Below are 16,561 nucleotides of genomic sequence, written 5' to 3' on the forward strand. Positions count from 1 at the left end.
AAATGTCAAAGATTCGTCCAAGGCACAAGCAACTAATCATCGCAGGCTTAGCCGGTGTTGTATTGACTGCTTCTATATTCGGAGGAGTAATGGTATACAACGGTGTTCAGCAAACAAAGAAAGAAAATGAAATACGTGCTGCCTATCAAAAACAGATTGATGAGATGAAAGCAGCTCAAATTGCAGAACAAGAAAAAAAGAAGTCTGTTTTGCTGCTTAAGAAAGATATTCAAGCAGGTACAAAAATTAAGCCTGATGATCTTCAACAAGTTGAATTAAATGAGGACGAAGTGCCGGCAAATAGTCTAGTAGACCCTAAAGAAATAGTAAATAAAACGATTAAGATCGATGCAGCAAAGAATACAGCGATTATTCCCAGTATTCTTTACGATGAGGGCGTGACACCAAATGATCTCAGATATCAAGAGTTTAATGTAATGCAACTTCCTTCAGATTTAGCGAATGCCCAATACGTAGATGTTAGGATCAACTTTCCTACAGGGCATGATTACATTGTGTTATCGAAAAAGAAGGTTCAAAAACTCGTAGGTGCTACTGGGACCGTTTGGTATGAAATGAATGAAAGCGAAATTCTAACCATGTCGAGTGCCATAGTGGACGCATTTATTAATGGCGCAAGAATTTATGCCCTAACTTATACGGATCCACAATTCCAAGAGAAGGCGATAACAACATATCCAGTTAATAATAAAGTACTTGAACTCATGCAAAATGATCCGAATATCATAGAAGTCGCAAAGGTTGAGTTGAACAAACGTCTCCGAAATCAACTTGATAAAGATTTGTCTTCATTAAATGAGGTGGACAAAATGAAGTACACCACAGGGGCCACAAGTTATCAAGTAAATAACGGAACCAATGGTTTTTCTCAGAATGAATCAAGTAGTGCAATTGGAAATGAAGAACAACAATTAAACGATAAGTCCAGCAATGAAGGTGTTAACTCATCGAATGGGACAAATCCAACAGAAAAAAGCAATATTTTAGAACCGACAACAGATAATTCAATTCCAGAAGACAAACAGCAGAATATCTTTGAGCAGAATCAAGACGCCATAAACCCTTAAAAAGATGGGAGTGAAAAACATGAAAAAAATATTATATATAGGTTCTGTAGATAAAACATCGGTCCTTCTAAACCTGATAAAGGTAGTTTCATTAACTGGCTTAAAAGGTCTCTATGTAGATGGAACACAATCTGGAGATGTAGCTGCATCAATACCTGAAATAACGGAGAAGATGGACCTTATCGAGTTTGAGGGGTTTGACTGTGCGTTGAACAAAAAACATTTAAACAAAGTCAATTTGAATGAATATGACTACATACAGATCGATATTGATAATAGCGATTTTATATCTGATGTTTCTCTTGATGAGTTCGATAAAATTTATATTTTTTCAACACTCGAAAAGTCTGCTTTAAAAAGAACACGAGCTATTCTAGAAGATTTGTTTAAAGAAAGAGAGAATGAATCGCACATCTTTACACTGATTGTTAATAATTACATCTCAACCCATATGGATGAGGATTTTATTTATGATTTCTTCGATAATCCGAAAATCCTTCGCACAGATACTATTCACTTGTTTAACTTCGATGAAGTTGACTACCAAAGATATGTTGAAAATGTACATGATGAGCGTTCGAACCTGAAGCGATTTTCAGGACACTATAGAAAATCACTAGCTGGTTTGTTAATGGATAGTGAAATTGTTGATGAGAAGTCGATCAGCAATGCACTCAAAACTGCAAGGAGGGGATAAGATTGGCGACGGTTGCATTTTGGGGAATTAGAGACGGTCAAGTTGCTACAACATCGAATCTAATTGCTACGGCTACAAATATCGGTATGAATACGCCTATTAAAACTTTAATTACACATACTCATTGGCGTAAAACGACCCTTGAAAACTCATATAAAAAACCTGTAGATTCAAACCATTTATCACACTCCTTCACGGATTATGGGATTGATGCATTGGAAAGACTTGCAAAAAGTAACAGGTTAACACCTGAGTCTATTCGAGACAACACTACTCCATTAATTAAAGGACATCTTGATATGCTCTACGGAACAACAAAACCAGATCAAGATTTTCATGAGCAGCTTATTCAAGCAGTTCCAGCTATTTTAAGAAATGCAGAGAATTATTATGATTTAACATTGATTGATGTCCCTAGTGGAGTAACAAATGAGCTAACAAAAACGGTATTGCAGGAAAGTGATTTGGTAGTTGTCTGTCTAAATCAGAATTTAACAGTATTGAATTCATTTTTCGAAAACAAGGAGTATCCAGAAATTCTAAATCAAAAGGAGCACCTATTTGTTCTTGGGAAGTATGATGATCAATCAAAGTATAGTGTTAAGAATATTCAAAGAAAATATCGACTGAAAAACAAAATATATACTGTTCCTCATTGCAGCTCATTCTTAGATGCTACCAATGATAGTAATGTGTTGGATTTTTTCTTGAGAAACAGACACATATCTTCTTCACATGAAAACAGCTCCTTTTTCGCAGAAGTGAATAAACTCTCGCGTGCGATTTCTGCTAAGTTAGACCTCAAACTTGGAAGACTTGAGTCAGGGGGAGAGTAAATGATATCAGTCTACTTGATCAATACAAGCCTAATAGTTGTAATGATTTTAATAGCCGCTATACTATTTTATTTCAAGCTTACTGACAGAAAATTTGTTGCCCCGAGAAAAGAAGAAGGCGATGCGAAGTTTTCATTGGAAAAAATACGTGAATACATCAAGGAAACTTTACACGAACTCGCTAAATCCGATCTTATGGATTTGAATTTAACAGAAGAGGAATTTATACGTTTAAAGCGGAAACGCGTAGAGCTAAAAAGGGCTTTAAAAGGATGCGTTTACGGTGACATTAACGACAAAACATATGTTAAAACTTTTCTGTTTGATCTGTTATACAAGACTTATGGATTTAATGATAACAATATTAATCTAGTAATACCGTTTGATGATCGAAAAAGCTTAACTATACAGGATAAATTCGAAATTCTTCTATATCAATACAAAAAGAAATTTGGTTTCGATGCTCTCACCAAATTAATTGAAAATCATAATCTTGATCATTTGAAAAATGTAATAGAGGAAGGTAAGACGCCTTCTTACATTATTACATCAGAGGAAATTGAATATGTTTTTCAAAAAGAATTTAAAGGAATCAACTTTGAAGACAAGCTCAATATAGTTGTTCAAAGGGTGTACCAGGAACTCAAAGGATTCGGACCAACTGACGAGATAAGGGACATGAATATTGATGGTGTTTCTGGTGGTGTCTCGGGTTTGCCAACATCTTTTATGCATCTGGTTGGTGAGTATGATCACTACATACAGCAGATGAAATCTGAAGATGTACCTTATGCTCATGATAGCGTTTGGATATTCTTTAAGGGGAAATCCATACATTTATCTTTTCTAACCTTTGGAAGTGAACACGAACTCAAACGTGTTTGCCAAAATATCTATAAGTATAATAATCCCGGCCAGCTTTCGGAGAGTAATGGGTATATGGTAAATGAAATGAAAGACGGAAGTAGGGTAGTCGTACTAAGACCTAAATTAGCAGAAACATGGGCGTTCTTCGTGAGGAAATTTGATGTGCCTAACGCTTCTCTTGATCAACTAATTAAAGAAGAAAACGCAGATTTACCAATAGGATTGATAAAATATCTTGTCAAGGGCGCACGAATTACAGCTATAACTGGTGCACAGGGAACAGGTAAAACCACACTGATTATGGCGATGGTCAGATTTATATATGCTTGGCATACTATTCGTGTTCAAGAAATGGCATTTGAGCTCCACCTCCGTAAGATCTACAAAGAAAGAAACATACTGAGTTTAAGAGAAACGGACCAAATTTCTGGTCAAGAAGCATTAGATATTCAAAAGAAAACCGATGGTTCTGTGAACATCTTGGGAGAAGTGGCAACGGATCCGGTGGCCGCATGGATGATTCAAATGAGTCAGGTAGCAAGTTTATTCACTTTGTTTTCGCATCATGCTAAAACATTTCAAGCATTAATAATGTCTCTTCGGAACTCACTAATGAAAACTGGAATGTTCCATGATGAAACCATTGCGGAAGAACAAGTTGTTAATGTCCTCAATTTTGATATTCATCTCAAAAAGGATTTTGACGGAAGACGTTATATCGAACGTATCACTGAATGTATTCCGACTGAACTTGCACCACTTCCGGATAATTATAAAAAAGTCATAGGGCTGGAGAATAAATTCGAAAAATTCTTCGACACTCAGCGTGAGTATTACGAGAGAGTTACAGCACCAAAACTTTACGAACCGAGAAACATTATTGAATTTCGTGAAGGTAGGTATGTACCGGTAAATAAAATCTCTGAAAGAAACAGAATTGAAATGATAGACCATATGTCTCCAGAGGATACCGAAGGATTTAAATCATTTCTGGAAGAACATTGGGGTGAAGTATCATGACTTCTCTACTGTTAACCATCGCTGGTGCAAGTATTTTTCTGTTTGCCTTTACCTTCATTGCAATGAAAGTGATATCCAGAAAGATCGATAATAGCAGCGACCTTCAGGAATCAAATTATTATAGGGATCTGATCAATCCAAAAAGAGTTAAAAATAAGAGGAACTTAGATAAATTCTTTAGATCTTCGTATTCCAAAGCTGTTAGAATCCCTGGCATTAAAAATTACGTCGCACGTGTTCGGAGAAGGATTTCAAATATTCATTCTTATGATGAATTTACTTTACGAAAAATGACTATGCGAATAGTGTTTATGACTCTCACCATAATCACTGTTACGGTTCTCTTTCTAATCTTCATCAATCGAGATCTTCTAACCACCTTTATGGTGTTGTTAGGAGCATTGGTCATTCATGGAAGTCTGATGGATTCCTTCATTAATAAAGTAGAGGATCGATTGTTAAAACAATTTGTCGATATGCTGTCTGATGTCCGGTATCACTTTCACCAGCATGGGATGGTGGAAGAGGCAATCTTTGATGCTGCGGAAGCGAAATCATATGAGGCTTCACTCCATGCAAAACGAGTATATGAAATTCTTACAGATATAGACCCGGAAAAGGAACTCGAAAATTATTACGAAGTAGCACCCAATCGGTTTCTCAAGGTTTTCGCTGGAATTTCCTTCTTAATAAAAGAGTTTGGTGACAAAAAATTAAGAGATGGTTCATCTATGTTTCTAACAGCTCTTGACAGACTAAAGAAAGAAATAAATCTTGAAATATTACGTAGGGAAAAACTGAGTTACTATCTTCGAGGTTTGACCATCATAGCAATAACCCCGGTTTTGTTCACAAAAGCTATTGAAACCTGGGCGCGCGGAAATTTCCCAGCCATGACTGATTTCTATACATCAAAGTTAGGAATCATCACTAAAATATCCGTTTTTACTATCATTGTTGTTTCTTATGTATTACTTAGGAAGATACAAGAAACAAATGAAGGTAAATATGTTGCGAAAACAAAACGGTTTAAATGGGAAAAGCGGATTTACGAGATTCCCCCTATAAGATTTATTGTTGATCGCATTATTCCTGCTTCAAATAGAAGGGAACGATACAAGCTCAATCTTTTGCTAAAAGAATCTAATTCTCCCCTTCCAATTGAATGGTTTTTCGTTCGGCGTTTGTTGCTTTGCAGTGTTCTCTTTCTAGGAATGTTTTCTTCTTTCATTTACATGCATTCACTTACTGTACACAACGTGTTGAATACTCCAATAAAAAGTGAAGTGATGTTTGGGAAGCTTTCTCAGGAGGAACTAGCGAAGGCTAACAAAACTACCGAGTTTGATAGAAAAATAATTAATCAATTGAAGGGGGTGAAACAAAATCTAAGAGATAGAGTTGCCCTCGCAATACAAAAAGAAATGCCGGATGCTGATGACAAAATGGTTGCATCCACATCTAACCGTATAATCGAAAAGACGATAGTTATATCAAATGAGTACTTAAAGTGGTGGGAACTTCTGATTGCTATCGGTCTAGGATTGGTTGGATATTATGTTCCGGTTTGGATTCTGATGTTTCAGAAAAAAATTCGAGCGATGGAGATGCAAAATGAGGTTGAACAATTTCATACGATCATTTCAATGTTATCTGAAATTGAAAGAGTATCAGTTGAAACGATTCTTGAATGGATGGAACGGTTCTCATCAGTCTTCAAAGAACCCCTCCAAAAATGTCTTCTCCATTATGATTCTGGACCTGAGGATTCTCTTGAGCAATTAAAAGAAGATGTACCATTTATTCCTTTTGTTCGAACGATCGAAAGATTGCAAGTTGCAGTTGAGAAAATCCCTATCAACGAAGCATTCGACGATCTTGAAACTGACCGAGCATTCAACTTTGAACAAAGAAAACAAGATTATGAAAAAATTATTGATACCAAAAAGGAATGGGGGCAAATGCTCGGATTTGCTCCAATGTATGCTCTTGTGTTCTTGTATCTCGTATTCCCGCTCGTGTATATGAGTATTGAACAGATGGGTAGTTATTACGAACAAGTAGGTAGAATTTCTTAGAAAAGGGGACGCAAGGTTGGAATGAATAATGCACAAAGTGCTCTAAAAATGGCTGCTGGTTTTTTTCTAGTTATCGCTTTGATTACCATCGCAGTGGTAATGTTCATCTCTGCTCAAGAGGCGACGAAGAATGCTCAGGAAAATTTCTCGGATATCCAAACCGAGCTATCGCAAACCTCTTTCACCGTATATGACAATACGACAGTTAGCGGCAGCCAAGTAATGAACGCACTTCGAAAGTTTTCTGATAAGGACCAGTTTGGCGTCCAGGTGATTACTGGTAAAAACCTTGTAGGCACTTGGTATAACAAGATTGTAAATATAACGGTGCCGATTGGGACGACAGCCTATGGCTCTATTACTGGAAATGCTCCTGGTCAATTAACAACTACTTCTGACGAATCGAGCAATGATTACATCAATCCTTCAGGTAAGTTTAAGGCACAAGTGATAACGGACAATAGCGGCGTTGTGCGAGGATTAGTTTTTAAACAAGTATAATTAGGGGGATTTAAAAAGATGAATAATGCACAAAGCGCTTTAAAAATGGCAGCAGGATTTTTTCTGGTAATCGCTTTGATTACTATTGCTGTAGTAATGTTTATTTCCGCACAAGAAGCTACAAAAAGTGCACAGAACAATTTCTCGGATATTCAAACTGAACTATCTCAAACGGCTTATACAGTTTATGACAACACAACCGTTTCTGGTAGCCAAGTAACAAATGCACTTCGAAAATTTTCAGATAAGGGTCAGTTTGGCGTTCAAGTTATCACTGGTAAAAATCCTGTTGGTGTTTGGTACAGCCAAGTAGTAAACGTTACCGTTCCAAAAGGGTCTGCTGGTTATGGTGCCATTACAGGAAGCACAGCAACAGGTTCGCTTGTAACCTCTGCCGATGAATCCAGCAACGATTATATTAACCCATCAGGTAAGTTTGAAGCTCAGGTCGTCATGGATAATAGTGGAGTCGTTCGGGGTCTGTTGTTCCGTCAAAAATAAAATTTTTAGTAAAGATATGTGGTAAGTTGGAGAGATCTGACTTACCACATAACAATATGGAGGTGGTGAGCATGACTAGTCACGTTAAATCCTGGATGTTTTTTAGCTTTTCAGCCACAGTATTTGTAATTGCTTTAGGGAGTGCAATTTATTTGAATTTATCGATATCAAAGTCATTAGACCTAGTTAGTAAAAGTAATACTCATTTGGAAAGAGATATACACTCGACATTAGGAGTTCCAGTAAAACCTGCTATAACCGGACAGGAGGTAGCAGCGTCTGTAATACAAATTCCGGATACTAAAATAGACATTATAGTAAACAACCACTTATACAATAAAAACCTTCAATTTGATGAGATTGATGTATCCACGATTTCATTAAACAGAGAATATACAGCTAACTTTGAAAGAAATACCTTAGGGGTAATAACCAAGGTGATATATACAGCACAATAAGAGATGGGGATAGAAACATGATGAACTCAATAAGCAAGGTGTTTACCTTGATCTTAGCTATCATTTTATTATACGTATTTCCATTAGATAATTCAGCACAACATCAAGATGATATTTCATTTATGACTGCATATAAGTCAGTTACAACTTTCGTTGATTCTGTTCGTGACAAGGGTTATATCACACCAACTATGTATAACGATTTTTTTGAATCTCTGCAATCTACAGGCAATACATACGAGATTAATCTTGAACATCGGCATAAAACATACGATCCAATTTACGATAACATGACAGACCCTCATAATCCTCAATTTGTTGGTGGTTATGCGTTAAATTATGATGAGTTCTTTAGTCATCAAATTTTATCTGTGTTATTTCCAGATAACACAAAAAAAATAGATGACCCTAGCAGATTGTACAAATTATCGAAAGGTGATTTCTTTTCAGTTACCGTTAAAAACACGAACCGTACCCCCTCTCAGGTTCTACGTGATTTTATCACAAATGGAAATAATACAGATGCAAAAATTTATATTCCATACGGGGGCATGATATATAATGAGGATTACGAGTGACTTGTTCTGCTATAACCGGTTTATAAAGGGAAAGGCGGAGACTTAATGAATTAAGTCTAACTCTGTGACCGAGGATTGGAATGAGGGGACCAGGTTTCCTGAAACAATCCCATTAATCTCCTGCGTGCGTAACACGGGCAGCGTGTTGGGTTCGAAGCACAGGTAAAGTCGGCAGAAAGAAGGCTAGAGCCACTTATCTAAGAAGGTATGCCAACTGATATGCCGGATGGCTGAAAAGTTAGCTATGGTGAGAATGATCTTAGGATCTGACGAACCTCCGAATGTACGGGTCTATATTCATAACATATGGAAACATATGTCCTGACCAATGATCAGGGTGGATGGCGTAAAGTACGATTGTGATCTAGGAAATACGCTATATCGAACTAAGGCGATATCCAGTCCACAGGCTCAAAGGAGGCACCTAAGGCTCAGCACAAATAGCTAGGTCTCAGGGAACAAGGAAAGCAAGGAACGTCGTAATAGCGGACTGCCATCCCAGACGTCTACTATAAGGCAGAACACATGCCGAAGTGTACTAATCCTTGTGAGAGTAGAGGCACGACCGATGAAATACCTGTAATGGGTGTGGAGGAACAGCCTCAAGTCTTTTTAAATTAATATCAATTTTCCAAAAAGTGAATTGCACCGATCAGGTAGGAACGTGGGAAATCTCCTGAAAGAGGTGAGGCCACAGTGCAAACTCTACGTTACTGGGACTACTACGACATGACGAGTACCTTTACTGACCTATATGAGAACGCTCAAAAAAGGATAGCTTTTAACAATCTTTACGACCTAATAATAACAAAACAAAATATCCTTTTGGCATACCGCACCATAAAGTCAAATAAAGGCTCGGTTACACCCGGAACAGATGGCAAAACGATTGATAACCTAAAGACACTAACTGATGAAGAAATGGTACTCCTAATAAGGAGAAGGCTACTGAATTATCAACCAAAGAAAGTCAGACGAGTCCATATCCCCAAGCCTAACGGGAAAAAAAGGCCGCTGGGTATTCCCTGTATAACCGATAGAATCATTCAGCAATGCTTCAAACAAGTCATTGAACCCATTGCTGAAGCTTATTTCTACAAACATAGTTACGGCTTCAGACCAGTGCGGTCAGCACATAATGCCCTTGCCAGAGTGCAACATTTAATTAATATGGCGAACCTCCACTATGTTGTAGACGTAGACATACAAGGGTTTTTCGATAATGTTAATCACACATTACTCTTAAAACAGCTATGGAACATGGGAATAAGGGATAAAAGAGTACTGAGAATCATCAGCAAAATGCTAAAAGCTGAGATTGAAGGAGAAGGTACCCCATTAAAGGGCACTCCACAGGGTGGAATTTTATCACCACTATTATCCAATATCGTACTAAACGACTTGGACCAATGGGTAGCTGGGCAATGGGTAAACTTTGAAACACAATATGCGTATGCGGGGAACTTTCACAGAATTAGAGCACTCAAGAAAACCAACCTCAAAGAAGGTTACATTGTTCGATACGCAGATGATTTCAAAATACTCTGCCGCGATTGGAAGACAGCCCATAGGTGGTACCATGCAGTCAGACTCTATCTCAAGGATCGTCTTAAACTTGACATCTCACCCGAAAAATCACAAATCGTGAACCTTAGAAAACGAAAATCTGATTTCCTAGGGTTCACTATATGGGCTGAGAAAAAAGGAAAAAAGAGAGTAGCATACACGGGCATAAACAACAAAAAGAAAGAACAGCTCAAGAAGGAAGCAAAAGATCGAATCAAAACAATACACAAATCGCCCACTGCACAAAATGCACTCTTGTTCAATAGCTTTGTACTTGGAATCCACAGGTACTTCTCACGAGCAACACATGTTAGTGTTGAGTTCGCACGACTTGCCTATGATCTGAAAGCATTCACTTACAATCGTCTAAAAGCAATCGGGAAATATCAACATCCAGATATTCCACCACCAACCTACAAAAAGTTCTACAAGAATAACTACAGAACTTTTAAAGTTGCAGGAGTATTCCTATTCCCTTTAAGAGATGTGAAAACGATGAACAACTTATGTTTTCAACAAGATCTAAACCCATTCACATCTGAAGGTAGAACACTACTTCATAAGAAATTAAATCCGGACATAAATTCTGAGATTATTAAACTCATGAAGTCCAACATCCCGGATCGGAGCATCGAATATCTGGATAACAGGTTGAGTAGATACAGTATGAAGGCGGGGAAATGCGAAATTTCAGGCGTCTTCCTTACCGCTGATGAAATACATTGTCATCACCTTCAACCCCTTCACCTTGGAGGAACGGACATGTACAAAAATCTACGAATCCTACACAAAGATATCCATAAAATAATTCATGCATCAATACCGGAGACGATTGTTAAACTCATGTCTACCATTGAAATTTCTGAATCCATAATTCAGAAGATCAACCAGTACCGTAAAATGAGTAACTTGGAACCTATTGATATAAAAATCTAAAAAGATGGAGCGCCGTGTGCGATGAAAGTCGCACGCACGGTGCGGAGAAGGGGAAAAGGCGGTGATCGTATCAAACCCTTACCTATTTCTATTAATTTTGCAATTATCTTTGTACTCATACTCCTACCATTCGTCGTTATAAATTCACTTGATGTCGAAGCACAAAAAAAATCCATGTATCTCGAAGCTCAGTACAACGCAATTATCGATACAGCAGCGCAAGATGCTGCTTCAGTGCTCCTAACCAATTCTGAACAAGATAATGAAGCTCGATATGAATCACCAAAGAATGTAAGAGTGAATAAGGAAGAGGCCGCAAGAGCCTTTTTTAATAATCTGTACATTAACTTTGGGGTTATTGATGATCCTTATGGACAAGGAACGATTCAAAGATATATCCCTGCGTTCGTTGTTATCGGTTATGATGGCTACTATATTTACTCTGAGCAGGAGTATCTGGATGCTAATGGTGATAAGGCACTGAAACATGTGTGGTCACAAAAAAAACCATACTCTTATAAAGATAAAGCAGGGAATATATTTTCATTTACACTTGATGATTACATTACTGTTTATCAAGCAAATTCCAAAGAACTCAAACAGGGATATCTATTCGAAATAGATCCACTCACTAGTCAAAAATTTGTCTCACCCATGTGGGTAGGTTCGTCAATTCCTCTAATCCACGATACTACGAATTTTGATAATATTCGTCGACAAACGATTGTGTCGTTAATACAGTCAGATTTAGAATACGAAATTAACAAACATAATAATCTGGTAAGGAGATATGGAGTTTCCTATACTTTTACTCTTCCTTCGATTGACCAAGAAGAGTGGGATAACACCATTGATGACGTAGGTGTTCTTGCTTTTGTTCAAGGAATTCCTGTCGGAACGAAGTATTATAATAACTTTGCACTTGGTGGAGCAAGAATTATTAAAAAGCAAGAAATAACCGGCATAACTGTAAATGGTACTAAATACTACTATGATCGCTCTGTCTGTAAATCGGGAGTGATGAATCATGAAACATTTATCAGCGGGAAAGAAGCAGCAGCTAATGGTTATCATCCATTATCGTGCCTTAACAAATAATCTTGTTTCAGTTGGACACAGATAATTGCACAGGTTACTATTAAATTAAGTTAAATTATTACAAATGAAATGGGGATATATAAAATGAAAAAAGCTCTAGTAGCATCTATAGCGGTTATCTCGATGCTTTCAACAACTACAACTGGTATTGGACCAGCAATAGCGGCTAGTACATCACCAATTGCGGACGTGCAAGACATGATTAAAAATGGTTTGGAAAGTGCAAATAAAGTTGTAGGGGATGTTACTGATTCTGTAAAAACAGTTGTCGATTCTTTTAAAGATATAGTTGGCCACTGGGCAGAATCCAGTATAGTTGCTGCAATCAAACAAGGCATTGTGAGTGGTTATCCTGATGGACTCTTTCATCCAGAAAACAAGGTAACACGTGCAGAGTTCATTAAGATGACTGTTGTTGCAATGGATCTTCCTGTTAATAACAATGGTCAATCTGATAAGTGGTTTGTTCCTTATATCGATTCAGCTAAATCTACTGGTCTTTATAAGGAAGGAGATTTTTCTTCTGGCGACATGACTAAACCGATGACCCGATTAGATATGGTACATATCGCAGTGAGAGCCATCGGTGAAACTGCGAAAGATGATAATGAGTTTATGTTAATTGCTGTGAAGAATGGACTCATTTCAGGAACGGGAAATGGCAAGCTTGATCCGGATGGTACAACGACAAGAGCTCAAGCTGTAACCGTAATACAACGAATTCAAAAAGTGAAAAGCGGAATAACGTTGCCAGTTGATGAAAAAGCCGTTGCAAATGCAGAATCCGCGATGAATGCAAAGAAAGATGCGTGGGGACGCACTATTAGAACTACTAATCTACCTAAAAACGCAAAAGATTATGTCTACATACTAGAACAGTATCCAAATGAGATGTACGAAATGGCGTATCCTAAAATTGTAGATACCAAGCCGTCAAAACTTGCACAAACTGATAATTATATTAAGCATGTCCCAACTATGGAAGCTTGGAAGAAGAATACTGAAGATTACTATAACTCACTACTAAATGTGAATTACAAAACAATAAACGATAAATGGGCTGAAGACCTTTTTAGTCATTTCAATCAATCGAATGTTTTTGTATTAAAAGATATGAAGAATTATGTTGCGTGGGTTAAGAAAAACAAGATTGTAACTGAAGGTGAACTTACAGCAGAACCAACGATGGTATTTTCTTCCGACCGACTAGGTCTCTACTATATTAGAACCAAGTTTTCATTTAAAATCACATCATATGATCAGTACAAGGATATTTTCTTTGACGAATTCTTTAAAAGTCGTACTAATTTCCAAAAGGGTGTTTGGTATGAAGGTTATGCGGACATCCCTTTGTCAACCAATGTTGGAGGTAGTCATTTAAGACAGATTGATGGGCAGGCATCACTATTTAGACTCACTAATATTATTCGCAAGATGAATTAGTAAGGCGTGATAACTATGAAAACTCTTCATAAAAAAAGAATTGCCTTGACTATGCTCATAGTATTAATTTTAAATTTATTTTTTTTAAACCTTTCATATACGGTTCATGCTGCTGATAGTGTAATGGTTGATAAATACGGAAGAATAAATTTTACAACAACCAGTACAAAGGCCACTACAGGGATTAAATACAAAACTGTTGGTTTTACAATTACTCGTTCAACTTCATGTTCCGGTTCCCAATGTGCTCCTCAAAACGGTACACATGGGGTGGTAAGAGTTCAGCAGATAGATGAGATTGATAATGGAGATGGGACTGTAACAACCTATTTCCAAGTGCCTGAAGCTTCGGTTTCCGCAGCATTGGAGTCTGCGGGCTTAAAAGATATTACTTATGGAGGAACCATTTACTTATCTTCAATTTTCCATGTAGTAAGAAATAATAATGAAGATCATACTGACCATGTAGACTTGCAAAGCATTAAAAATGCAGAAAATTGGGCTGATCCTAATGGATTCAGACAATATTACGATATACCAGTAAGTTATACTGCTAAATATGAAGTAACAAAGATCTACAGAACAAGCGATGGAACAGAAATCAAAAGAGGAAATGTAGATAATCCTAATGATCCTGATAAGCGTTGGCCAGTAGGCGAAGAAATTAATGCAAAACTTGACGAGACAGTAGTCTTCAACGGAAAAACCTACTCACTTATTAAATCTTACATTCAATCAAAGCATAAACCTAATGATCAGGATTATGTTCAAACAGGAACGCCATCTTCTAATCCTAAGTTAGCTCAGCGTAGCTTCACCACCTATCTTGGAGGAACAAATGTTATTGGCGTATATAGAGAGGGAGCAAATCCTGTTGAAGCCATATATGAATTGGAAGATGGCACGAGGATTAAATCGGTTGATATTGGTGAAAAGTCAATTGGAGATCCAGTAAGTCATACGTTTGAAGAAAAGGTCTCTTTCCAAGGTAAACAAAATGAAATTATAAGGTCTTACATCATCCAGAATGAATTTCCTAATGATAAGAAGTTTGTTCAGGAGAAGGGGGATCCTAATCTACTTACCAGAAACACAACCGTCGGAAAAGGTGGTACTAAATTTGTTGGTGTTTACAAACCACTAGATGGTAGTGGAGGTGGTGGAGGTGGCAGCTGTACCTATGAAATTGGAGCTCCTTCTAAAGGAAACATTCTCTCTGGTTCTGTTTTAGATCCTTCAGCTAACGGAGTGTTAAAAGCAGATGATCGCGGTTCAGAGAAGTTTGATGTTTCCAAAGGTATACCAACATCAGAGGACTTATATGCTAACGTTTTTGGTAAGAATTATTTATTCCAAAATAAATGGGCAAATATGCGCGGTCAGGTTACTTATACCGTTACGGTTAAAAAGGTCTACAATAAGACATGGACAATACCAGCAGTACCCGGAAATCCAGGAACACCAGCCAAACCAATGAGCAAAGAAGTGCCAGTTCAAAAAAATGTTACTGTGATCAGAGATTATAGTTACTGGCAAATCGATAATCTTGAAGTATACAAGTTAAAGAATGCTACTGTAAAAAATTATGCTCTTGGTGGTTACGGTGAAACTGTAACCTTGAATCCAAACGGATATATAGCGCCTACTTTGGTTTCTGATAACAAGACGGCTGTTGAAGATCATGTGCAACCACAACCATGTAACATGGTTGATCTTGGTACCGAAACAGTTTCTGGTGGTTCAAGCGAACCTCCAACACCTCAAGAGGATTTTCAGCCTGTAGCAGAGGCCGAAGTAAAAGAAGTAAAAGTAAAAAATGACCATGTTGTATTTAATGGCACTACTATCATGAATAATGCTCAAGTTGAGAAAGAAGCTCCAAGACCTGGCAGTATCCCTGAACCCCAGGAAATCGGACAAAATGTTCTGTACCAATCTGGTTATACGGTAAGTAAAACGCTTGTAAATAAAGCTAACCAGCCAACAACCGGTAAGATATATTACGACATTATTCCAGGTAATATTAATGGAGGAAGTAATAAAGAGTTTGCTATTAACGGGATGAACTCGGTGACTGTGCATACTCCGGTTGTCATCTATGCTGCTATTTCCGATGATAAGGCACATAATCAAAAAACGGTCCCTGCGCCAAATCGAGAAGCAACAATTCTCGATAGACCTTTCACGATTTACATGCCGACAAGTGGTCAACATCGAAACATATTGGGCTATGGTGATCGCGATTACGCTAAGTATGTTAGAGATAAACAAGTTTGGTTCCCATTTGATGTTTACAGTGAGGACAAATCGAATTTTTATCCTAAAAATACTTGGATATCAATTCCTGTAAATCAGGAAGCAACAACATTCTTTATGCCGGTATGGGTGGATGAAGGAATCCATGATGTTCTCTTCCGGACCATTGCCGAGAACGCTCCTCCAAACTTTACGACCCAACCGGAAGCCAACTTGGATTTAGCGCACCATGTAGCAACCGATGTTGTACCTGTTGATGTAATTGGTAGAGTATACGACTTTCACATAACCGATATCGCTGATTTTAATTGGGAATCTTTTTTCCGTAAAGCAAAAGGTAGCAGTGTACCTACAGGTAACAGCTTTTGGGTAGGTGATAAAGAAATTGACGGGGCTGCACGAATTGGAGCCAATAATTATATTTTACCTGTGCGGCAGGGGAGCAATCCTTTATCAGGATTGCAAAATATTGCAGTTAAAACAGGTTATCATTTCAGTGCGACACGTTACTCTATAAGTGCCTAATGGTATGAAAAGAGTGGGTTCTTATCAAATAAAAAGAATAACAACTGATTATTCGAAGGAAGGAATGAAAGCCTTCATGTTGAGCTTAAACTTCCTACCTAATACTCCTACAA

The 16,561-nt window shown here is 37.6% G+C and carries 13 protein-coding genes; all 13 read left to right on the forward strand.

Going from position 1 to position 16,561, the window contains the following annotated elements; translation table 11 throughout:
- Positions 1–2: 2 nt before the first annotated feature.
- The 13 genes from ACPV3A_RS01970 (at position 3) to ACPV3A_RS02030 (ending at position 16,448) form a co-directional block, all read left to right on the forward strand.
- Positions 3–1,088, forward strand: a complete 1,086-nt coding sequence (locus ACPV3A_RS01970) for an SAF domain-containing protein (protein WP_063477564.1) — start codon at positions 3–5, stop codon at positions 1,086–1,088.
- A gap of 19 nt (positions 1,089–1,107) precedes the next feature.
- Positions 1,108–1,785, forward strand: a complete 678-nt coding sequence (locus ACPV3A_RS01975; protein ID WP_063477565.1) for a hypothetical protein — start codon at positions 1,108–1,110, stop codon at positions 1,783–1,785.
- Between the two features lie 2 nt (positions 1,786–1,787).
- Entirely contained in the window at positions 1,788–2,621 is an 834-nt protein-coding gene (locus ACPV3A_RS01980) for a hypothetical protein (RefSeq protein ID WP_063477566.1), read from the forward strand.
- Positions 2,622–4,508: an ATPase, T2SS/T4P/T4SS family gene (locus tag ACPV3A_RS01985; protein ID WP_063477567.1), complete on the forward strand. Its 1,887-nt coding sequence runs from the start codon at positions 2,622–2,624 to the stop codon at positions 4,506–4,508.
- The gene (locus ACPV3A_RS01990; RefSeq protein WP_063477568.1) at positions 4,505–6,586 is read left to right on the forward strand and encodes a hypothetical protein; all 2,082 of its coding nucleotides are present in this window, start codon (positions 4,505–4,507) and stop codon (positions 6,584–6,586) included. The genes ACPV3A_RS01985 and ACPV3A_RS01990 overlap by 4 nt, the downstream gene beginning before the upstream one ends.
- 21 nt (positions 6,587–6,607) lie before the next feature.
- Positions 6,608–7,087 (forward strand): hypothetical protein, encoded by a 480-nt coding sequence (locus ACPV3A_RS01995; RefSeq protein WP_063477569.1) that lies wholly within the window; start codon positions 6,608–6,610, stop codon positions 7,085–7,087.
- 18 nt (positions 7,088–7,105) lie between these two features.
- Positions 7,106–7,588 (forward strand): hypothetical protein, encoded by a 483-nt coding sequence (locus ACPV3A_RS02000; protein ID WP_063477570.1) that lies wholly within the window; start codon positions 7,106–7,108, stop codon positions 7,586–7,588.
- A gap of 71 nt (positions 7,589–7,659) precedes the next feature.
- Positions 7,660–8,046 carry a hypothetical protein gene (locus ACPV3A_RS02005; protein ID WP_063477571.1) on the forward strand — a complete coding sequence of 129 codons (387 nt, stop codon included), beginning with the start codon at positions 7,660–7,662 and terminating at the stop codon, positions 8,044–8,046.
- Positions 8,047–8,063: 17 nt separating this feature from the next.
- Entirely contained in the window at positions 8,064–8,624 is a 561-nt protein-coding gene (locus ACPV3A_RS02010; RefSeq protein WP_063477572.1) for a hypothetical protein, read from the forward strand.
- A 696-nt stretch (positions 8,625–9,320) separates the two neighbouring features.
- Complete coding sequence (ltrA, locus tag ACPV3A_RS02015; RefSeq protein WP_006210078.1) at positions 9,321–11,126, forward strand: group II intron reverse transcriptase/maturase; 1,806 nt, start codon at positions 9,321–9,323, stop codon at positions 11,124–11,126.
- Between the two features lie 21 nt (positions 11,127–11,147).
- Positions 11,148–12,224 (forward strand): hypothetical protein, encoded by a 1,077-nt coding sequence (locus tag ACPV3A_RS02020; RefSeq protein WP_063477573.1) that lies wholly within the window; start codon positions 11,148–11,150, stop codon positions 12,222–12,224.
- A gap of 84 nt (positions 12,225–12,308) precedes the next feature.
- Positions 12,309–13,667, forward strand: a complete 1,359-nt coding sequence (locus tag ACPV3A_RS02025; RefSeq protein ID WP_063477574.1) for an S-layer homology domain-containing protein — start codon at positions 12,309–12,311, stop codon at positions 13,665–13,667.
- A 15-nt stretch (positions 13,668–13,682) separates the two neighbouring features.
- Positions 13,683–16,448 (forward strand): DUF5704 domain-containing protein, encoded by a 2,766-nt coding sequence (locus ACPV3A_RS02030; RefSeq protein WP_063477575.1) that lies wholly within the window; start codon positions 13,683–13,685, stop codon positions 16,446–16,448.
- The last annotated feature ends 113 nt before the right edge of the window (positions 16,449–16,561 follow it).

Origin of the sequence: Paenibacillus sp. Dod16, from assembly GCF_049893405.1 — a bacterium.
Classification (GTDB): domain Bacteria; phylum Bacillota; class Bacilli; order Paenibacillales; family Paenibacillaceae; genus Paenibacillus_AQ.